This is a genomic window from Modestobacter sp. L9-4 (assembly GCF_019112525.1).
Classification (GTDB): Bacteria; Actinomycetota; Actinomycetes; order Mycobacteriales; family Geodermatophilaceae; genus Modestobacter.
Genome location: NZ_CP077800.1, coordinates 2,979,150 through 2,998,471 on the forward strand (window position 1 = coordinate 2,979,150; position 19,322 = coordinate 2,998,471).

The window sequence follows — 19,322 nt, forward strand, 5'->3', positions numbered from 1 at the left end:
GCTCCCCGCCTACGCTCGGCAGCGTGTCCGCACCGCAGCAGCCCGCCGACGACACCCCTCGACGTCCCGTCCGGGCACCCGACGACAGCGACGTCGGCTGGGGCGACCGGCCCACCGACCCTGATGACGACGACCGCCGCTACCTCGAGGACCGGCCCCCGCACTGGGGCAGCGACTGACGGCCCTGCTGCAGGGGCCCGCGCCGAGCTCGCGAGGCGTGGGGGGCAGCGGGGTCCTTCCACTACGGGCGGGGGAACTCCCCGGTGTGGGCGTGCCGGCCGCCCTCGTCCACCACCGCGTCGAGGCCCTGCTGGGCGCGGAGCAGGTCACGGATCTCGGCCAGCAGCTCGACCTGGGTCGGGGCGACCGGGCCGGCCTCCTCGCCTCGCCTGCGCCGCTCGACGACGATCTTCATCGGCACGACCACCACGAAGTAGATGACCGCCGCGGTGATCACGAACGTGATGACCTGGTTGACGAACGCGCCCCAGGTGAAGTGCTGCTGGTCGATGACGAACTCGCCGCCGGTCGGACCGCCACCGCTGACCAGGGCGATCAGCGGCCGCAGGAACGACTCGGTGAACGAGCTGACCACCGCGGTGAACGCGGCGCCGATGACCACCGCCACCGCCAGGTCGACGACGTTCCCGCGCAGCAGGAAGTCCTTGAAGCCCTTGAGCACGTCGGCACCTCTCCAGTCGCCGGGCGGACCGCCCGGGGGTCACGGCGCGCCGAGGGTAACGGTGAGCGTGGCCGAGGCCGCGGCGGCCGCCAGCCGCCCCGCGGTGTCCGGCGAGACGGCCAGCACGAGCAGCCCGTCCGTCCCGTCGTCGTCCTCCGGCGCAGGGGTCGGGGCCGCCAGCACGAGGGCGCCGGCGGCGACCACCTGCACGGTGTGGGCGGGCGTGCTGCCGGCCTTCGCGCCGTCAGCCTGCTCGGAGCCGGTCGGCACGGGGTCGGCCGGCACGGGGGCGGTGTCGCCGGCGGCCAGGACGTCGACCCGGTCGCCGGCCCGCAGCAGGGTCGCCACCGCCAGGTCGGCCAGCCGGACCGGCGCGGCCACCTGACCGGTCGGCACCGCCGCCCACAGCCCCGGGCCGACGACGCGCACGTCGGTGACCGGCTCGCCGGCCCGCAGCGGCGACGCCAGCACGGCGCCGGTCAGCTGCGGCACGTCGGTGACCACCCCGGCCGGAGCCGAGTCGGCGGGGACCAGCGCGACCGCCAGGTCGGCGGCGGTCAGCGCCGCTCCGGCGGCGAGGTCGGCCGCCGCGACGACCACCGGGACGGTCGTGGGAGCAGAGCCGGCCGCAGGGGGCGGGGGCCGCAGCGCCAGGACCAGCGCCAGGCAGACGAGCAGGCCGGCGACCACCTGCCGGAGCAGGTGCACCGGGGAGCGGGGGCGGCGGAGACGGGGCACGCCACGATGCTCGGCGGCCCGCCCGGCGCCGTCCCGGTCCTGTGACGGACTGTGGACGGCGGGCCCGGGTGTGGACGGTCGGCAGCACGCCGCCGCCGTCCGTGGATCAGCTGGAGCTGCTGCTGCCCGACGAGGAGGGCTTGGCGGCCGGGGCCGACGAGCTGGAGGACTCCTTGCTGCCGCTGGTCGAGGCAGCGGGCTTGGCGGCCTCCTTCGCCGGGGCCGGTGCGCTGGAGGCGCTCTCGGCCTTGCGGCTGTCGGTGCGGTAGAAGCCCGAGCCCTTGAACACGACGCCGACCGAGCCGTACACCTTGCGCACGGGGGACCCGTCCTGCGGGCAGGTGGTCACCGCGGGGTCGGTGAACGACTGCACGACCTCGAACTCGTGCTTGCCCTCGGGGTTGGAGCAGACGTACTGGTACGTGGGCACGGTGCTGCGAGCTCCTCGATCCGGACCGGTCCGGAGCTGGCACTCTGCTCCGGCGACTGCCAATGATGCGCCGTGCGCCCGCCCGCCGTCCACGCCGGTCGGCGAGGGTCACATCTGCGTCACCCGGGGGTGCGGCCCGGACCGCGCGCCCGGCGGGGGAGCGGACGTGTCGGGTGGGCATCCGATGGGCACCGGTCGTCCGTGACCGTGTGTGACACGACCGAGTTCCGGCGCGACCTCGCCCGGCTGACGGTGACCACCGACCGCCTCCTCGCCCGATGACGCTCCTCGACGACTTCCACGCCGCCCTGGCCTCGGCGTCGGGTGACCTGCCGCGGCCGGAGCTGCTGGCCGAGGGGCTGGCGCACGCCTGCGTCCAGGTGCTGCCCGTGGACGGCGCCGGCATCAGCCTGCTGATCGCCGAGCGCAGGATGCCCCTGGGCGCCAGCGGCCCCGACGCCACGGAGGCCGAACGGCTGCAGTTCACGGTGGGCGAGGGCCCGTGCCTGAGCGCCCACGCCGAGCAGGGGCCGGTGGTGGCCGACGAGGCGGCCATCTGCTCCCGCTGGCCGGGCTACCACGACGCGCTGGTGGCCCGCACCCCGATCCGGGGGGTCATCTCCCTGCCGCTGCGCGACTCGACGCGGGGCATCGGCGCGCTCGACCTCTACGTCGCCCCGCCACGGACCGTCCGCGCGCTCAGCCTGTCCGACGCCCTGGTCGTCAGCAACGAGGTCTCGACCTGCCTGCAGATCCAGGACCAGCTCATGCGGCACCGGGACGACGGCCCGGCCTGGCAGCACGCTCCGGCAGCCGGACGGCGTTCGGCGGTCTGGCAGGCCGTCGGCATGGTGCACGACGCCCTCGGCGTCGGGGTGCCCGAGTCGCTGGCCCTGCTGCGGGCCCGGGCCTTCGCCGACGACTCGACCGTCGACCACCTCGCCGCCCAGCTCCTGGCCCACGCCGTGGCCGCCGACGAGCTGGCCCTGGACCCCGACACCACCCGCTGACGGCTCCACCGGTCGGACACCCGCGCACGCACGACGGGTGGCCGCCGGACCCGCCTGCGGGTCGTCGAGGTCTGGCTCAGGCCGACCAGGAGGGGTCCGTGCGCACCCGGTGCACGGCGTCCCCGCTGCTGCCGACGCCGGAGGTCCGGCTGCCCTCGTGCGCCCGGCGCAGCGCGTCCCGGGAACTGGTCAGCCCACCGGCCGGGTCGGGCACGATGCGGCGGATGCGGTCGTCCTGGGAGTCCATGCTGTTGGGCAGGCTCATGACCAGGTCGGCGGTGAGCTCGCGCGGCAGCGGCGTCAGCCACGACGCGATCGTGGCGACCAGCCGGGGCGGCACGGGAGGGAACGGCAGCCACAGCCGGCGCAGCCCGGCCTCGGCGGCGTAGGCCTTGATCAGGTCCGCGTAGGTGGGGTGCTCGCCGTTGGACACGTCGTAGGCGCCGGCGGGCAGGAGGTCGCGGTCGGCGGCGGCGACCAGGTAGTGCAGCACGTCGGTGACGGCGATGGGCGACACCGGGTGGTCCATCCAGGTGGGCAGCGGGACCACCGGCACCCGGTCGGCGATGTGGCGCACCAGCTCGTAGGACGTCGACCCGCCGCCCAGCACGATCGCCGCACGCAGCCACACCAGCTCGATGCCGGCCTGCCCGAGGGCGTCGCCGACGTCGGCACGGCTCTCCAGGTGCGCGGAGAGCTCCTCCTGCTGGGGCACGAAGCCGCCCAGGTAGACGATCCGGGACACCCCGGCGTCCCGGGCGGCCGAGGCGAACGCCCGCGCGCTGTCCAGGTCCTGGGTGGCGAAGTCGCCCTCCCCGATGGAGTGCACGAGGAAGTAGGCCACCGACACGTCACCGGCCGCGTCGAACGCCTGCCGGCAGGAGTCTGCGTCGGAGACGTCCAGCGGCACCTCGGTCACCGAGTCGGGCCAGTCGAAGTCGGCCAGCTTGGCCACGTCGCGCGCGGTCGCGACCACCTGGTGACCGGCGCGCTCGAGCTGCACGACCAGCCGGGACCCGATGTAGCCGGAGGAACCTGTCACCAGACAACGAGTCACCCGGGGTGGGTGCCTCCGGCGTGCGCTGCACAAACCGGAGGAGACCAGTCCCTCACCGTCACCACCGGCGGACGAGGGCCGGGCGGCACCGCACGCCACCGCGCCGGCCCGTCCCTCTCCCACGTCTGGCGGCCGGTCGCCGCCCGCACGGGGGTGCCCAGGAGCCGGCGGTACGGTTCCGCCGTGGTCCCGCAGTGGCTCGACGAGCAGGAACAGCGCACCTGGCGGGCCTGGCTCGCCGTCACCGAGCTGCTGCCCCGTGCGCTCGACGCGCAGCTGCAGCGCGACGCCGGCCTCACGCACGCCGCCTACGTGGTGCTGGCGATGCTGTCCGAGGCGCCCGACCGCAGCCGCCGGATGAGCGACCTGGCCCGGGTGGCCAACCAGTCGCAGAGCCGGCTGTCGCACACCGTGGCCCGGCTGGAGGAGCGCGGCTGGGTGCGTCGGGAGCGGGCGACCGAGGACCGGCGCGGCAACCTCGCCGTCCTCACCGACGCCGGTGCCGAGGTCGTGTCCCGGGTGGCGCCCGGGCACGTCGCCGCGGTGAAGGAGGGGCTGTTCGCCGCGCTCACCCCCGAGCAGACGCAGGGGCTGGAGGTCGCGCTCACGGCCGTCCTCGAGCGGCTGGACCCCGACGCGACGCTGCGGGTGCCGAAGGCCGGCTGACCGGCCGGGAACGAGCACCGCGGGCACGGTGTTGCCGCAGGTGATGTCCGAGACCCCGCTGCCCCTGTCCGTCCTCGAGCTGGCCACGGTCGGCACCGGGCAGACCACCGCCGACGCACTGGCCAACACCGTGGCGGTGGCCCAGGCCGCCGACCGGCTGGGCTACCGCCGGCTGTGGGTCGCCGAGCACCACAACATGCCGGCGGTGGCCAGCACCAACCCGCCGGTGCTCATCGCGCACCTGGCCGCGGTCACCGACCGGATCGTCGTCGGCTCGGGCGGGGTGATGCTGCCCAACCACGCCCCGCTCGTGGTCGCCGAGCAGTTCGCGCTGCTCGAGGCGCTGCACCCGGGCCGGATCGACCTGGGCATCGGCCGCGCCCCGGGCACCGACCAGCACACCGCGCTCGCGCTGCGCCGCGACCCGAAGGCGCTGTCGGCCGAGGACTTCCCGCAGAACCTGCTCGACCTGCTGGGGCTGTTCGGCGACGAGCGGGTGCAGGGCGGCCTCGCCGAGCGGTTCAGCGCCACCCCGGCCGCGGTCACCGCGCCCCGGGTCGGACTGCTGGGCTCCAGCAGCTTCTCCGCGCAGCTGGCCGGTCAGCTCGGGCTGCCCTTCACCTTCGCCCACCACTTCGGCAGCCCGCACACCGTGGCCGCGCTGGAGGTCTACCGCGAGGAGTTCGTGCCCTCGCCGCAGCTGGACCGGCCCTACGCGGTGGTCACCGCGAACACGCTGGTCGCCGACTCCGACGAGGAGGCCGCCCGGCTGGCGCTGCCGGGGCAGCTCATGCGGCTGTCGATCCGCACCGGCCGGCTGCGCCCGGTGCCCAGCCTGGAGGAGTCCGCGGTGCACCCCGAGCGCGCCGCGGCGGAGAACATGCCGAGCAACGCCGTCATCGGCGGGCCGGAGCGGGTCGTGGCGGAGCTGCGGGCGCTCGCTGCCCAGACCGGGGCCGACGAGCTGATGATCACCGCATCCACCCACGGGGTGGCCGAGCGCGTGCACAGCCTGGAGCTGCTGGCAGCCGCCTGGGGTCTCTCGCCCGCCCAGCCGGTCGCTGCCTGAGCCCGTCGTCCCGCACCCGTGAGGGCGCGGGACGACGGGAGGGTGCGGCTCAGGCGGCCTTGAGGACGGCGGCCTTCAGGCTGGTGAGGCCGGCGCCGAACGCGCCGCGGACGGTGGAGGCGGTGCGCTGCTGCTCGCCCTGCTGGGCGGCGAGCACGATCAGCACCGCGGTGAGCGCGGGGTTGACCCACTGCAGCGGCTTCTGCGCCTTCTGCGCGGAGGCCACGTCGTCCGGGGTGAGGGCGGACGGCTCGGTCGCGGTCGCGCTGGGCACGCCGCCGTTGACCGACTTGGCGCCGATCTTCGCGCCGAACGCGCCGCTGGTGGCGGTGGTGACGATGGCGGAGACGGTGAGCACGCTCTTGAGCACGGTGTTCAGCGTCGCGCCGGACTCGGTGGCCACCCGGCCACGGTCCGCGCGCAGCATGCCGACCGAGCCGATCACGTGTGCGCCGATGGCGGCGGCCTGCACGGGCGCCCAGGCGCCCCAGCCGATGGAGGACAGGCGGGTGCGCTCGGTGCTGTCCTTGGCGGCGGCCGCGGCCTTGTTCAGCCCGACGGCGCCCATGAGGTTGCCACCGAACCAGGCGGCGAGGCCGAGGTCGTGCATGGAGCGCAGGACGGTGTGCTGGTCGTTCGACATGGTGGATCTCCTCGAGAGCTGCTCGGCCCGTGGGCCGCTGCGTCAGCCGGACGGTCTCCCCGGCTCTGGGGACAGCCGTGCCCGCCAGCCGAGATCACCAATCCCGTTGTGCGCCATCGAACTCACCTCGTGTGACGGAGGGAGACCCCGAGCGCCGCGGGGTGGGTCAGGTGCCGAGGTGGCGCCAGCGGCGGGTGCGGCTGCGCATCCGCTCGACGTCGTCGCGGCCCAGCAGCCCGGCCAGCTCCTGGGCCAGCACGCGGCCCAGGCGGCGGCAGAACTCGGTCGGCTCGTCGGCGGCGTCGGGACGCTCGGGCACGACCCGGTCGACGATGCCGGCCCGCCACAGGTCGGTCGCCCGGATGCCCTGGGCGGCGGCCATCTCCCCGGCGTGTGTGACGTCGCGGTGCACGATCGCGGAGGCGCCCTCCGGCGGCAGCGGGCCCAGCCAGCCGTTGGCCGCGGCCAGCACCCGGTCGGCCGGCACCAGGGCGAGCGCGCCGCCGCCGGTGCCCTGACCGAGCAGCACGGCCAGGGTGGGTGCGGGCAGCGTGACCAGGTCGGACAGGCAGCGGGCGATCTCCCCGGCCAGCCCGCCCTGCTCGGCGGCCACCGACAGCGCGGCGCCGGGGGTGTCGATGAGGGTGAGCAGCGGCAGCCGGAGCTCGGCGGCCAGCCGCATGCCGCGCCGGGCCTCCCGGAGGGCACCGGGGCCCAGCGGCGCGGTCGGTGACTGCCCGCGCCGGTCCTGACCGAGCACCACGCACGGGGCGCCGCCGAAGCGGGCCAGCGCCAGCAGCAGCCCGGGGTCGGACTCCCCGGCGCCGGTGCCGTTGAGCGCGACGACGTCGGTGGCCGCGGTGCGCAGCAGCTGCCGCACGCCGGGGCGGTCGGCGCGGCGGGAGGCGGTCACGACGTCCCAGGCGCTGCGGCCGTCCTCGGGGTCGTCGGCGTCCGTGCCGTCGTCGGGGTCGGGCGGGGCGACCGTGGCGTCGCGGTGCCAGGTCGCCCGTGCCGCGAGCACCCGCAGGGCCCGGTCGGCGACGTCGGCGATCTCGGCGTGCGGGACGACGCCGTCGATCAGCCCGCGCGCGGCCAGGTTCTCCGCGGTCTGCACGTTCTCGGGGAACGGCTCGCCGTAGAGCGCCTCGTAGACCCGCGGGCCCAGGAAGCCGATCGCCGCGCCGGGCTCGGCGATGGTGACGTGGCCCAGCGATCCCCAGGAGGCCAGCACCCCGCCGAAGGTCGGGCCGCGCAGGTAGACGAGGTAGGGCAGCCCCGCCTCCTTGTGCCGGGCGATCGCGGCGGTGATGCCGACCATCTGCAGGAAAGCCACGGTGCCCTCCTGCATGCGGGTGCCGCCGGACACCGGGGCGGCCAGCAGTGGCAGCCCCTCGGCGGTGGCCCGCTCGATCGCGTCCATCAGCCGCTCGGCGGTCGCGGTGCCGATCGAGCCGGCCAGGAAGCCGAACTCACCGGCCACCACCGCGACCCGGCGGCCGCGCAGCGTCGCCTCGCCGGTGACGATCGCCTCGTCCTGCTGGGTCCTCGCCACGGCCCGGGCCAGCTCGGCGGCGTAGGCGTCCTCGACCGCGCGGGGCGGCACGGGGGTGTCCCACGACCGCCACGAGCCCGGGTCGAGCACCAGGTCACGCAGCGAGCGGGCGTCCAGCCGCGCCGGGGTCACGTGGCGTGCCCGTCCTCGACGTCGGCACCCTCGCCGTCGGGCTGGGGGACGCCGTCGGGCTGGGGGACGCCGTCGGGCCGGGACAGCCAGGCGCGCAGCGCGTCGCCGTCGGCGCCGAGCACCGGCGGGGGAGCGTGCTCGGTGCGGGTGGTCTCGACCTCGCCGTCCGGGCCGGGTGCGAAGAACCGCAGCGGCGGGCCGGGCAGGGTCAGCGGGCCGGCGGTCGGGTGGTCGACGCTGATCGCCAGGCCCTGGGACAGGGTCTGCTCCCAGGCATAGACCTCGTCCAGGGTGCGCACCTTGCCGGCCGGCACCCCGGCGGCGTCCAGGCGCGCCAGCAGGTCGGGGGCCTCGATGTCGGCGAAGGTGCGCTCCAGCAGCTCGATCAGCTCGGCGCGGTGCCCGACCCGCTCGCCGTTCGTGGCGAACCCCTCGGCCGCGGGGTCCAGACCGAACTCGGTGCACAGCCGCTTCCAGAGGCCCTCGCTGCCGCAGGACAGCTGCACGCTGCCCCCGGCGCAGCGGAACAGCCCGTAGGGGGCGATCGAGGGGTGGTGGTTGCCCTGCCCGCGGTTGACCTGGCCGGCCACCGTGTAGGCCGTGCCCTGGAAGGCGTGCACACCGACGACGGCGGCCAGCAGCGAGGTGCGCACCACCTGGCCCAGGCCGGTGCGCTCGCGCTCCAGCAGCGCCGCCAGCACCCCGTAGGCGCCGTACATCCCGGCGAGCAGGTCACCGATCGGGACGCCGACCTTCTGCGGGTCGTCGGGGCCCGAGCCGGTCAGCGACATCAGCCCGGCCTCGCCCTGGGCGATCTGGTCGTAGCCGGCCCGCTGCCCCTCGGGGCCGTCGTGGCCGAAGCCGCTGATCGACAGCTGCACCAGTCGCGGGTTGAGCTCGGCGAGCACGTCGGTGCCGAAGCCGAGGCGGGCCAGCGTGCCGGGGCGGAAGTTCTCCAGCAGCACGTCCGCGCGGCGCACCAGCTCGGTGAGCACCTGCTTGTCCGCCTCGTCCTTGAGGTCGAGGGTGATCGACTCCTTGTTGCGGTTCGCGGAGAAGAAGTACGTCGACTCCCGGCCGGAGTCGGTGTCCACGAACGGCGGGCCCCAGCCGCGGCTGTCGTCGCCGCTGCCGGGGCTCTCCACCTTGACCACCCGGGCTCCCAGGTCGCCGAGCATCATCCCGGCGTGCGGCCCGGCGAGGGCCCGGGTCAGGTCGACGACGAGCACGCCGTCCAGCGGTCCGGTCACGAGAGCCTCCTACAGCCAGCCGGGGACGACGAAGACCAGCCAGGCCACCAGCGGTCCGATGACCACCACGGCACCTGAGTAGCCCAGCATCTGCTTGTAGAACCGGTCGCGGTCGATGTCCTGGGCGTTGGCCAGCACCAGCGCACCGTTGGTCGAGAACGGGCTGACGTCGACGATCGTCGCGGCCACGGCCAGCGCGGCCACCACCCCGACGGCACCGATCGACCCGTCGAGCAGGAAGGGCACGGCCAGCGAGATGGCCACACCGAGGATCGCGGTGGAGGAGGCGAACGCCGAGACCACCGCACCGATGTAGGCCAGCAGCAGGGCCACCAGCAGCGGGCTGCCCAGCTTGGTCACCGACTCGCCGACGTACTCGATGGTGCCGGCCTCCTGCAGCACGTACACGAAGGTCAGCACACCGGCGATGAGCAGCACCGTCGACCAGCTGATCTGCATGACCGCGCCCTTGTGCCGGGCGGCGGAGAACAGCGCCAGCACGGTCGCGATGGTGATGGAGACGAAGCCGATGTCCAGGTCGAAGGCCAGCGCCAGCACCGCCAGCGTCAGCAGCCCGACCAGCGTGAGGACCTGCTCGGCGGTGATCCGCCCGGTGGACGGCTCGTCGTCGGCGTCCCCGGTGGTGCGCACCCCGTGGCCTTTGACGACCTGCCCGGCGCCACCGGCGGAGGCCAGCTCCCGCTCGGCGGCGACCTCGTCGCCGACCCGGCGGCTGAGCAGCTGCCGGCCACCGAACACCAGGAACAGCACGACCGCGATGGCGATGTTGAAGCCCAGGCTGGCCAGGAAGACCGTCAGCGGGCTGCCGGGCAGGCCGTTGTCGGCGACGACCTTGTTCACCGTGACGCCGTAGACGCTGATCGGGGAGAACCCGCCGCCCTGGGCGCCGTGGACGACCATCATGCCCATCAGCAGGGGGTTGATCCGGTACTTCGCGGCGAAGCCCAGCGCGATCGGCGCGACGATCGCGACCGCGGCGGGGGAGAGGGCGCCGATCGCGGTGAGCACGGCGGTGACGGCGAACATGATCCAGGGGATCAGGGCCACCCGGCCGGCCACCAGCTTCACCGCCCCGCGCACCAGCAGGTCGACCGTGCCGTTGTTCTGGGCGATGGCGAACAGGTAGGTGACGCCGATCAGCGTCAGGACCAGCCCCGCCGGGAAGCCCTCGAGGATGTCGTTGGTGCTCATCCCGACGGCGAGCGTGCCCACCAGGAAGGCCGCCACGAACGCCAGGGCGCCCATGTTGATCGGCAGCACGGTGGCGATCGCGAAGATCGCGACCAGCGCCAGGATGGAGATGATCTCGGGTGACACGGTTCTCCCACGGCGTCGTCGCTGCGGCCGGGTGGTCACCCGGAGACGTGGGTCACCCTCTCATGATCGCCCGGACCGCTCAGCCCAGGCACAGCCAGCCGCCGGACGGCGTGACGACGGCGTCGACCCGGCGGTCGTGCTCCCCGGCCGGCAGGTCCTCGAGCAGCTCGTCGTCGAAGACCACCGCCACCAGCACGGCGTCGGGACGGGCGTGGCGCAGCGCGCGGTCGTAGTACCCCCCGCCGCGCCCCAGCCGGGTGCCGTCGGCGGCGACCGCCAGCGCCGGGACGACGACGACGTCGGCGGCGGCCAGGGCGCTGCCCGGCAGCCGTGGACCGCCCGGCTCTAGGAGCCCGAAGCGGCCCGGCACCAGCTCCCCGGCGGCCTCCGCCCAGGACAGCTCGCGGCCCCAGGGCGGCACCACGGGCAGCAGCACCCGGCCGGGCAGCGCCGCGGGCAGCCGGCCGGCGCCGGGCTCCTCGGCCAGCGGGACGTACCCGGCGACCACGCCGGCGGCCCGCACGACCGGGGCGCCGGCGAGGGCGGTGGCCAGCGCGTCGGCGGCCGCCGCGCGCTCCGCGGCCGGTCGGGCGGACCGCCTGGCCAGGCCCGATGTGCGCAGCGTCGCCTTGGCGTTCACCACGACGGGGGAGTCGGACACGGCGGCAGGCTAGCTACCCTCGCCGCATGTCGAGCCCTTCCGAGCCGCGTCCGACCGTCAAGGCCGTCATCCCGGTCGCCGGGATGGGCACCCGCTTCCTGCCCGCCACCAAGGCGGTGCCCAAGGAGCTGCTGCCCGTCGTCGACCGGCCTGCCCTGCAGTACATCGTCGAGGAGGCCGCACGCGCCGGGCTCGACGAGGTCCTCATGGTCACCGGCCGCAACAAGGGCGCGATCGAGGACTTCTTCGACCGCACGCCCGAGCTCGAGGCGGCGCTGGAGAAGAAGGGCGACCAGGCCCGCCTCGACGCGGTCAACGAGTCCACCGACGTCGCGCAGGTCTTCTTCGTCCGCCAGGGCGAGGCCAAGGGCCTGGGCCACGCGGTGCTGCAGGCCGCCGCCTTCGTCGGCGACGAGGCCTTCGCGGTGCTGCTCGGCGACGACATCATCGACGCCCGCGACCTGCTGCTGGAGCAGATGCTCGCCGTCCAGGCCGAGCACGGCGGCGCGGTCATCGCGCTGCTGGACGTGGGCGCGGACAACATCTCCAAGTACGGCGCGGTCGCCGTCGAGGACGCGCAGGTGTCCGGTTCCGGCGACCCGGTGTTCCGGGTGACCGGCATGGTCGAGAAGCCCCCGGCCGGCGAGGCGCCGAGCTCGCTGGCGATCATCGGCCGCTACGTGCTGCCCGCCGAGGTCTTCGACGCCATCCGGGCCACCCCGCCCGGCCGCGGCGGGGAGATCCAGCTCACCGACGCGCTGCTGAAGCTGGTCGAGGACGGCGTCCCGGTGCACGGCGTGGTCTTCTCCGGCCGCCGCTACGACACCGGCGACAAGCTCGACTACCTCAAGGCCGTCGTCCAGCTGGCCGTCGAGCGCGAGGACCTCGGTCCGGACTTCGGGCCGTGGCTGCGGTCTTTCGTCACAGACCTGCCCACCGAGGGCGCGTCGCCGGCCTGACCGACCCGGTCAGGAGGCACCATCGCTCCCTGAGAGGTCCGTCGAGCGGCGGGTCCGGCCGATCTCTGGCCGTGGAGGGAGCGACGACGGTGGCGGGCATGACCGACGGCACGACGCGTGGGTGGTTCGGCGGCAGCCGGGACACCAGCCAGCTGGACCTGGGGCAGGGCGGGGTGGTGTCCGGCGGGCTCATCCCCCCGCCCCGGGAGAACCAGGTCTCCGGCCCCGCGCCGGTGGTCACGCACGACACCGTCCAGGTCGACCGGTCGGTGTTCTCCTCCGACCGGGTGCCCTCCCCGGCGATCGCCACCGGCGACCGTTCCCCCGACCCGCTGGCCGACACCGGCTCGGTCGACGTCTCCGGCGTCCGGCTGCGCACCGTCGAGCACCACCTCGACGAGATCCTCGGCGCGGTGCGCACCCCCGAGCCGATCGAGCTGGCCGTCCTGGACGCCCAGGGGCTGCTGTGCGCCGAGCTGGTCACCAGCGAACGCGCACTGCCCTCCTTCGACCAGGCCGGCCTCGACGGGTACGCCGTCCGCTCGGCCGACGTCGCGACCGCCACCGTCGAGAGCCCCGTCGCCCTGCACGTGGTGGGGGAGAGCACCGCCGGTTCCGGTGAGGCGACCGCGATCGGCCCGGGCCTGGCGCGCAAGGTCGCCGTCGGCGCGATGATGCCCGCCGGCGCCGACATCGTCGTCCCCGCCGCCTGGACCGACCAGGGCCTGGCCCGGGTCGCCGTCTACGCCGCGCTCGCCTCCGGCAGCTACGTCCGCCGGATCGGCGACGACGTCGCCCCCGGGGACGTCGCCGTGCAGGTCGGCACACCTGTCGGCCCGGCCCAGATCAGCCTGCTGGCCGCCGTCGGCCGCGAGCGCGTCGCCGTCCGCCCCCGGCCGCGGATCGCCGTCCTGTGCGCCGGTGACGAACTGGTGGACGTCGGGCGCATCGCCGGGCCCGGCCAGCAGGTCGACGTCAACAGCTACGCGCTGGCCGCCGCCGCCCGGGACGCCGGGGCCGAGGCCTACCGCGCCGGGATCATGCCCAACGACCGCCGCCGGATGGTCGAGCTGCTCGAGGGCCAGATGCTCCGCAGCGACGTCGTCCTCATCGCCGGCACCTTCGCCAACGGTGGGCCGGACCTGCTCCAGGAGGCTCTCGACGAGCTGGGCGGGCTGACCTTCACGCAGGTGGCGATGCACCCCGGCCCGGTCCACGCCTTCGGCCGGCTGGGCCCCGAGGGCGTGCCGGTGATCTGCGTCCCCGGCGAGCCGGTCGCGGCGCTGGTGGCCTTCGAGGTGTTCGTGCGCCCGGCGATCCGGTTGATGCTCGGCAAGCGCCAGCTCTTCCGGCGCACCGTGCAGGCGGTCGCGGCCGAGCAGCTGCTCTCCCCGCTGGGCTACCGGCAGTACCTGCACGGGCAGGTCATGCGCCACCCCGACGGCGGCTACGTGGTGGAGCCGATCGGTGACGGCGACCAGGCGATGCTCGCCCGGATGGCCCGCGCGAACTGCCTGATCGTGGTGGACGAGGACGTCACCGAGGTCGCGGCCGGCGGTCTGGTGACGGTCATGCCCATGCTGCTCGGCGGCTGAGCTGGACCCCGTCCTGCACCCCGGCTGGCCCGCCCGGCTGGCCTGGGGCACGGTCGAGCTGAGCCCGCTCGAGCGGTCCGACGCGCGCGAGTGGTCCCGGCTGCGCACGGCCAACGAGCAGTGGCTGAGCCCGTGGGAGCCCTCGGGCACCGTGCCGTGGCCCGAGCGGCACACCTCGGCGGTCTACCGCAGCATGCGCCGGGCGACGTCCCGGCGGGCCCGGGCCGGCACCTCGCTGCCCTTCGCCATCCGGCACGACGGCCGGCTGGTGGGCCAGGTGACGGTGGACAACGTCGTGCGGGGGGCCCTGCGGTCGGGGCACCTGGGCTACTGGGTGGACTCCGCGGTCGCCGGCCGCGGCGTGGCCTCGCTGGCCGTGGCGCTGGTCTGCGACCACGCCTTCGGTCCGGTCGGCCTGCACCGGCTGCAGGCCGACATCCGGCCGGAGAACCGGCCGAGCCGGCGCCTGGTCGAGCGGCTGGGCTTTCGTCAGGAGGCGCTGTTCCACGACTACCTGGACATCGACGGCGCCTGGCGGGACCACCTCGGGTACGCCCTGCTCGCCGGCGAGGTGCCCGGCGGCGTGCTCGCCCGCTGGCGGTCCCGCGTCCCGTCCTGACGACCCGGGTGCACACCGTGCCGGTTCCGTGACCACCCGTTACCACTTCGAGACCGCAGGTGGACGGGTACACGCCACGTCGTCGTCCGGACCACGCCGACACACCGGTCGCGTCCCCGACATCGGCAGTTCCCGCCCTTACCGTGACTCCCGAGTGACTGATGTGACTCGTGGTGCCCCAGGGATGGGGTCCTTCCGTTGTGCCAGGGATGGATCGAGGTGTTCGTGGTGGGTTCGGGCGTCTTGCTGGCCGCTCTCGTCGTGCTGTGGTTCGTGGTGCTCGTGCCGATGGTGGTCACCCGCGGCGACTCGCACGCCGGTACCGCATCGGCCGGGTCGGGCCGGACCCTGCAGCGACGTCGTCCCGTGGACCCGGTGGTCCACGCGGAGACCGAGCGGGTGACCATCGACCGCGCGCAGCTGCGCAGCAGCGGTGAGCTGAAGGTCGACGTGCACGCCGTGCGCCGGCGCACGCTGGCCGGGCTGTTCGCCCTCGCCGTGCTCGCCCTGGTCGGCGCGCTGACCTACCGGTCGTGGCTGTGGGCCCCGCAGGTCCTGCTCGACGTGGCCCTCGTCGGCTACCTCGCGGTGCTGCGTGCCGCGGCCAAGCGCGAGCACCGCGCCGCCGCGCGCCGGGCCGCCCGGGCCGCGCAGCGCCCGCCGATGCGCGCCCCGGCTCCGCGTCGTGCCGCCCCGGCGCCGGCCCCGCGGTCCGCGCCGCTGGCCGCCCCGCTGGTCGCCACCGAGACCGGCCCGGTGCACCCGAGCATGCCGCTGGCCCCCGTCCACCCGCTGCGGCCGGGCCGGGTCGTCGCCGCCCGCACACCGGCCCCGGCCGGGTGGCAGCACAGCGCCGTGGTCGGGCTCGACGACGACGACATCGGCTTCGCCGAGATCGACACCTACGCCCCGCGCCGGGCCGCGAACGGCTGACGGAGGACCCCCTCGCCCCCCGCCGCGAGCGAGCTCGCGGCGGGGGGCCTGCGAGGGGGCCGGCCCCCCGTGAGGGGGCCGGAGGGGTCGGACGGTAAGCTGTTCGACGCAAGGGGCTGTGGCGCAGTCCGGTAGCGCACCTCGTTCGCATCGAGGGGGTCAGGGGTTCAATTCCCCTCAGCTCCACCCTGGTCAGGCCGGGTCCTCACGGACCCGGCCTGACGTCGTTCCCGGCCCGTGTCGTGAGCCCGGGCTCGACGGTCCTGGCCGCCGGAGCCCGCTGCGCCGCCACCCTCGGCGTCAGGCTCGTGCCGAGGCGGCCGTGTCTGCTGGGCGCAGGCGAGCGACCGGCGCCCGCCGGACAGCGCCGCGGACGCCAGCGAGGCCCCCCTAGAACCAGGAGGGGAACCACATCCGCTGCAGCCACTCGCCGTGGCTGAGCGGCTGCCCGGTGAGCACCGGGTAGAAGAAGACGAAGGTCATCGCGACCACCGCCACGTAGACGCAGACGGCCGCCAGGCCGATCTGGCGGCGCAGCACCCCGGCGTCGGGCGGGCCCAGGACGTCGGCCAGCACGAGCACCACGGCCAGCACGAAGAACGGCAGCGCCGGGGCCATGTAGAAGATGAACATCGTCCGGTCCAGGTTCACGAACCAGGTGAGCCAGCCGGCGGCGATGGCGACCGCGGCGGTCAGCGCGGCGGGGTCGCGGCGGGCGACGATCCGCCAGAGCAGCCACAGCATCGCCGGTGCGAAGGCGAACCACAGCGTCGGCGTCCCGACCATCAGGATGTAGCGGATGACCTGGCCACCGTCGTTGTCGGTGAGCCCCTGCGGGTTCCACAGCAGGATCGGGCGGCCGTCGACGAGCCAGGACCACGGTCCGGACTCCCACGGGTGCGGGCTGGACAGCCCGTTGTGGAACCGCAGCCACTCGCCGTGCATGTGCCACAGCGAGCGCAGCGCACCCGGGACGAAGCCGTACGCGGTGTCGGGGTGCTGGTCGGCCCAGTGCCGGCCCTGCGACCCCTCGCCGCGGAACCAGCCGGTGAACGAGGCGAGGTAGGTCAGCACCGGGAGCGCACCCAGCGCCCACGCCGCGCCGGGCACCCCGCGGCGCAGCGTCACCAGGCTCGGACGGCGCACCCCCGCCTCCCGCCAGGCCGCGCGGTCCCACCACAGCGACAGCACGGCGAAGAAGGCCAGGAAGTAGATCCCGCTCCACTTCACCGAGCAGGCGGCGCCGAACATCACCCCGGCGGCCAGCCGCCAGCTGCGCGGGCCCAGGTGGAAGCCGTACGTGCCGACCCGGTCGGCGCCCGCGCGCACCCGCTCGCGGACGGAGTCCCGGTCGACGACGAGGCAGGCGACGGCGCTGACGACGAACAGCTGCAGGAAGACGTCGAGCAGGCCGATCCGGCCGAGGCTGAAGGAGAAGCCGTCCAGCGCCAGCAGCAGGCCGGCGACCAGCCCCAGCAGCGTCGAACCGGTGAGCCGGCGGGCCAGCCGGGTCAGGACGACGACCGCCAGCGCGCCCGCGACGGCCGACGGCACGCGCCAGCCCAGCGAGTTGTCGCCGAACACCTGCTCGCCGATCGCGATCAGCCATTTGCCCAGCGGCGGGTGGACGATGAACGTGTAGCCGCGGTTGGCCTCGTACCCGTACTCGAGCATCTCGGCGGCCTCGGGCGGGTAGTACGCCTCGTCGAACACCAGCTCGGCCGGGTAGCGGATGTCCCACAGCCGGACGACGAGCGTGGCCAGGCCGAGCAGCGTGGTGAGCACCGCGGCCAGCACCCGGTCGGTGGGCAGCGGCGGCACGAGCTCGCGGCGCGGGCGGGGGAGCGGCGGCCAGCGGCGGGGGGTCGTGTCGCCGGGTGCCGCCTCGGCCCGCTCGGGGGACAGCACCGCCATGGGGGTGAGGGTAGTCAGTGGACCTGTCCGCTCCCGGGCACTCGCCGGGCACCTGCGGGCGGGTCGGACGAGCCCTGCGTGACAGGCTCGGCCCATGACCGGACGACTCGTGCTGGGCGGGGCGCCCCTCGGACAACCCGGCGACGTCGGCCCGCGGCTGCGCGAGGTGCTGGCCACCGCGGAGGTGCTGGCGGTCGAGGACACCCGCCGGCTGCACCGGCTCGCCGCCGACCTCGGCGTCACCTTCACCGGCCGGCTGGTGAGCTTCTACGAGTCGGTCGAGCAGGCCCGCCTCCCCGGCCTGGTCGCGGCGATGCGGGACGGCGCCACGGTGCTGCTGATCACCGACGCCGGCATGCCCTCGGTGTCCGACCCCGGCTACACCCTCGTGCGGGCCGCCATCGACGCCGGCATCGAGGTCACCTCGGTCCCCGGGCCCTCGGCCGTGGTCACCGCGCTCGCCGTCTCCGGGCTCCCCTGCGACCGGTTCTGCTTCGAGGGGTTCCTGCCGCGCAAGGGCGGCGAGCGACGGTCGGCGCTGGCCGCGCTGGCCCGCGAGCCGCGCACGATGGTGTTCTACGAGTCCCCGCACCGGCTGGCCGACACCCTCGTCGACGCTGCTGCCGCCCTCGGCCCCGACCGGCAGGCCGCGGTGTGCCGCGAGCTGACCAAGACCCACGAGGAGGTCCGCCGCGGGTCCCTCGCCGAGCTGGCCGAGTGGGCCGCCGAGGGCGTGCGCGGCGAGATCACGCTGGTGGTCGGTGGCTCGGTGGCCGGCCCGGAGACGCTGTCGCCGGCCGAGCTGGCCCGCGAGGTCGCCGCCGAGGAGGCCGCCGGCGCCGACCGCAAGGAGGCCATCCGTGCCGTCGTCACCCGCACCGGCCTGCCCCGCCGCACCGTCTACGACGCCGTCCTCGCCGCCAAGAAGCCCTGACGCCAGCGCCGTTGTGCACTCACGGCTGTCTCGCGGGCCCGGAGGCAGCCGTCAGCGCACACCGACGCAAGAAGCCCTGGGGCCGCCACCGTTGTGCGCTCACGGTTGTCTCCCGGGCGCGGAGGCAGCCGTCAGCGCACCGACGCCGTCCTCGCCGCCAAGAAGCCCCCACCGTTGTGCGCTGATGGCTGTCTCGCGGGCCCGGAGGCAGCCGTCAGCGCACAACGGTGGGACCGAGCGCGGCGGCGATGCGGGCGACCAGCTGGTCGGGGCGGTACAGGTCGGCGGCGGTCACGAAGACCACGCGCCAGCCGGCGGCGGTGAGCCGGTTGAGCCGCTGCCGGTCCTTGGCGAACTGACCGGGCTCGGCGTGCCACAGGCCGTCGTACTCCACGGCCACCCGGTGCGCCGGCCACCCGAAGTCGACGTCGGCGACGAACCGGCCGCCGTGGACGACGCGGTGCTGGGCCACCGGGGCCGGCAGCCCACCTCGCCGCATCAGCAGCCGCAGCCTGGTCTCCTGCGGTGACTGGGCGAGCCCGTCGGCCAGCGCGCACGCCCGCCGGGCCCGCCGGCAGCCCGGCCCGAGCGCCGCGTCGGCCAGCCGGCGGACGACGGTGAGGTCGGCGCCGCCGAGCACCACCAGCTGGTCGACCGCGACCACCGCCTCGTCGACGTCCGGGCCGCCGGCGAGCTCGACCGCGGTGGCCTCGGGGCTGGTCACCCACATGCCGTCGTACCGGAGGGCCTCCCGCTCCTCGAGGTCGGCGCGGCGCATCCGGATGCCCGCCGTCCGCACCGGGTGCGCACCGGGGAAGGAGGTGAGCTCCACGTCGTCGTCCGGACCGGCCATCGGCACACCCCAGAGGACGGCGGCGCTGCGGCCGCTCACCACCGCGTCGGGGTGCCGCAGCACAGCCGCCCGAACCCGCAGCTCGTGGGTCAGCTCGACGTCCGCGTGCACGTACACGTCGGGGAAGAGTCGTCGCCACGAGCTGCTGCGCAGTCGCGCCGGGGTCGACAGCCCGGCCGACGTCGCGGCGGTGCCGAGGAAGGGGCGTCGACGGAGCTGGTCGGGCACGGCGGCCGGGACGGGCACCGGGCAACGGTGCCGGATCGCACGGCGGTCGCGCTGCC

General features: G+C 75.2%; 20 protein-coding genes and 1 tRNA gene. 10 read left to right on the top strand and 11 right to left on the bottom strand.

Features of this window, described 5'->3' with window-relative positions:
- Positions 1–23 precede the first annotated feature (23 nt).
- A complete protein-coding gene (locus tag KUM42_RS13995) occupies positions 24–179 on the top strand; it encodes a hypothetical protein (protein ID WP_237493141.1) in 156 nt (51 codons plus the stop codon).
- Between the two features lie 62 nt (positions 180–241).
- Here the strand turns inward: KUM42_RS13995 and mscL are convergent, their stop codons facing one another.
- The 3 genes from mscL to KUM42_RS14010 all read right to left on the bottom strand — a co-directional run bounded on the left by mscL (position 242) and on the right by KUM42_RS14010 (position 1,850).
- Complete coding sequence (gene mscL / locus KUM42_RS14000; RefSeq protein WP_237493142.1) at positions 242–682, bottom strand: large conductance mechanosensitive channel protein MscL; 441 nt, start codon at positions 680–682, stop codon at positions 242–244.
- Positions 683–721: 39 nt separating this feature from the next.
- Positions 722–1,420, bottom strand: a complete 699-nt coding sequence (cpaB, locus tag KUM42_RS14005; RefSeq protein WP_237493143.1) for a Flp pilus assembly protein CpaB — start codon at positions 1,418–1,420, stop codon at positions 722–724.
- A gap of 106 nt (positions 1,421–1,526) precedes the next feature.
- The gene (locus KUM42_RS14010) at positions 1,527–1,850 is read right to left on the bottom strand and encodes an FmdB family zinc ribbon protein (protein WP_237493144.1); all 324 of its coding nucleotides are present in this window, start codon (positions 1,848–1,850) and stop codon (positions 1,527–1,529) included.
- A 278-nt stretch (positions 1,851–2,128) separates the two neighbouring features.
- Between KUM42_RS14010 and KUM42_RS14015 the strand changes: the two genes are divergently transcribed.
- Positions 2,129–2,860: a GAF domain-containing protein gene (locus KUM42_RS14015; RefSeq protein WP_237493145.1), complete on the top strand. Its 732-nt coding sequence runs from the start codon at positions 2,129–2,131 to the stop codon at positions 2,858–2,860.
- Positions 2,861–2,936: 76 nt separating this feature from the next.
- Here the strand turns inward: KUM42_RS14015 and KUM42_RS14020 are convergent, their stop codons facing one another.
- Positions 2,937–3,902 carry an NAD(P)H-binding protein gene (locus tag KUM42_RS14020; protein ID WP_237493146.1) on the bottom strand — a complete coding sequence of 322 codons (966 nt, stop codon included), beginning with the start codon at positions 3,900–3,902 and terminating at the stop codon, positions 2,937–2,939.
- 198 nt (positions 3,903–4,100) lie between these two features.
- On the opposite strand from KUM42_RS14020, the gene KUM42_RS14025 reads away from it, so the two are divergent.
- Both KUM42_RS14025 and KUM42_RS14030 read left to right on the top strand, forming a co-directional pair.
- A complete protein-coding gene (locus KUM42_RS14025) occupies positions 4,101–4,583 on the top strand; it encodes a MarR family winged helix-turn-helix transcriptional regulator (RefSeq protein ID WP_237493147.1) in 483 nt (160 codons plus the stop codon).
- 43 nt (positions 4,584–4,626) lie between these two features.
- Entirely contained in the window at positions 4,627–5,652 is a 1,026-nt protein-coding gene (locus tag KUM42_RS14030) for an LLM class flavin-dependent oxidoreductase (RefSeq protein WP_237493148.1), read from the top strand.
- A gap of 49 nt (positions 5,653–5,701) precedes the next feature.
- Here the strand turns inward: KUM42_RS14030 and KUM42_RS14035 are convergent, their stop codons facing one another.
- From KUM42_RS14035 to KUM42_RS14055, 5 genes are all read right to left on the bottom strand, one after another.
- Positions 5,702–6,295: a hypothetical protein gene (locus KUM42_RS14035; RefSeq protein ID WP_237493149.1), complete on the bottom strand. Its 594-nt coding sequence runs from the start codon at positions 6,293–6,295 to the stop codon at positions 5,702–5,704.
- A 166-nt stretch (positions 6,296–6,461) separates the two neighbouring features.
- The gene (locus KUM42_RS14040) at positions 6,462–7,982 is read right to left on the bottom strand and encodes a carboxyl transferase domain-containing protein (RefSeq protein ID WP_237493150.1); all 1,521 of its coding nucleotides are present in this window, start codon (positions 7,980–7,982) and stop codon (positions 6,462–6,464) included.
- The gene (locus KUM42_RS14045; protein ID WP_237493151.1) at positions 7,979–9,232 is read right to left on the bottom strand and encodes a CaiB/BaiF CoA-transferase family protein; all 1,254 of its coding nucleotides are present in this window, start codon (positions 9,230–9,232) and stop codon (positions 7,979–7,981) included. Before KUM42_RS14045 ends, KUM42_RS14040 begins: the two co-directional genes overlap by 4 nt.
- Positions 9,233–9,241: 9 nt before the next feature.
- On the bottom strand, positions 9,242–10,570 hold the full coding sequence (locus KUM42_RS14050) for an SLC13 family permease (protein ID WP_237493152.1): 1,329 nt from the start codon (positions 10,568–10,570) through the stop codon (positions 9,242–9,244).
- 79 nt (positions 10,571–10,649) lie between these two features.
- Entirely contained in the window at positions 10,650–11,231 is a 582-nt protein-coding gene (locus KUM42_RS14055) for a 5-formyltetrahydrofolate cyclo-ligase (protein ID WP_237493153.1), read from the bottom strand.
- A 26-nt stretch (positions 11,232–11,257) separates the two neighbouring features.
- On the opposite strand from KUM42_RS14055, the gene KUM42_RS14060 reads away from it, so the two are divergent.
- The 5 genes from KUM42_RS14060 (at position 11,258) to KUM42_RS14080 (ending at position 15,523) form a co-directional block, all read left to right on the top strand.
- Positions 11,258–12,190, top strand: a complete 933-nt coding sequence (locus KUM42_RS14060) for a UTP--glucose-1-phosphate uridylyltransferase (protein WP_237493154.1) — start codon at positions 11,258–11,260, stop codon at positions 12,188–12,190.
- Between the two features lie 98 nt (positions 12,191–12,288).
- On the top strand, positions 12,289–13,785 hold the full coding sequence (gene glp / locus KUM42_RS14065; RefSeq protein ID WP_237493155.1) for a gephyrin-like molybdotransferase Glp: 1,497 nt from the start codon (positions 12,289–12,291) through the stop codon (positions 13,783–13,785).
- A gap of 58 nt (positions 13,786–13,843) precedes the next feature.
- Positions 13,844–14,404 carry a GNAT family N-acetyltransferase gene (locus KUM42_RS14070; RefSeq protein ID WP_255557587.1) on the top strand — a complete coding sequence of 187 codons (561 nt, stop codon included), beginning with the start codon at positions 13,844–13,846 and terminating at the stop codon, positions 14,402–14,404.
- Positions 14,405–14,632: 228 nt separating this feature from the next.
- Positions 14,633–15,337, top strand: a complete 705-nt coding sequence (locus KUM42_RS14075; protein ID WP_237493156.1) for a hypothetical protein — start codon at positions 14,633–14,635, stop codon at positions 15,335–15,337.
- Between the two features lie 112 nt (positions 15,338–15,449).
- Positions 15,450–15,523 (top strand) — tRNA-Ala (locus KUM42_RS14080).
- Between the two features lie 204 nt (positions 15,524–15,727).
- Here the strand turns inward: KUM42_RS14080 and KUM42_RS14085 are convergent.
- Positions 15,728–17,251 carry a dolichyl-phosphate-mannose--protein mannosyltransferase gene (locus KUM42_RS14085; protein WP_237493157.1) on the bottom strand — a complete coding sequence of 508 codons (1,524 nt, stop codon included), beginning with the start codon at positions 17,249–17,251 and terminating at the stop codon, positions 15,728–15,730.
- A gap of 94 nt (positions 17,252–17,345) precedes the next feature.
- Between KUM42_RS14085 and rsmI the strand changes: the two genes are divergently transcribed.
- Positions 17,346–18,185 (top strand): 16S rRNA (cytidine(1402)-2'-O)-methyltransferase, encoded by an 840-nt coding sequence (gene rsmI, locus KUM42_RS14090; protein ID WP_237493158.1) that lies wholly within the window; start codon positions 17,346–17,348, stop codon positions 18,183–18,185.
- Positions 18,186–18,399: 214 nt separating this feature from the next.
- Here the strand turns inward: rsmI and KUM42_RS14095 are convergent, their stop codons facing one another.
- Positions 18,400–19,284 carry a DUF559 domain-containing protein gene (locus KUM42_RS14095; RefSeq protein WP_237493159.1) on the bottom strand — a complete coding sequence of 295 codons (885 nt, stop codon included), beginning with the start codon at positions 19,282–19,284 and terminating at the stop codon, positions 18,400–18,402.
- Positions 19,285–19,322: the final 38 nt, after the last annotated feature.

Bases quoted from the DNA above. Each gene is read 5' to 3' on its own strand.
- KUM42_RS14085 (WP_237493157.1), bottom strand. From the start codon at position 17,251: ATGGCGGTGCTGTCCCCCGAGCGGGCCGAGGCGGCACCCGGCGACACG.
- KUM42_RS14060 (WP_237493154.1), top strand. From the start codon at position 11,258: ATGTCGAGCCCTTCCGAGCCGCGTCCGACCGTCAAGGCCGTCATCCCG.
- KUM42_RS14030 (WP_237493148.1), top strand. From the start codon at position 4,627: ATGTCCGAGACCCCGCTGCCCCTGTCCGTCCTCGAGCTGGCCACGGTC.
- glp (WP_237493155.1), top strand. From the start codon at position 12,289: ATGACCGACGGCACGACGCGTGGGTGGTTCGGCGGCAGCCGGGACACC.
- KUM42_RS14015 (WP_237493145.1), top strand. From the start codon at position 2,129: ATGACGCTCCTCGACGACTTCCACGCCGCCCTGGCCTCGGCGTCGGGT.
- rsmI (WP_237493158.1), top strand. From the start codon at position 17,346: ATGACCGGACGACTCGTGCTGGGCGGGGCGCCCCTCGGACAACCCGGC.
- KUM42_RS14035 (WP_237493149.1), bottom strand. From the start codon at position 6,295: ATGTCGAACGACCAGCACACCGTCCTGCGCTCCATGCACGACCTCGGC.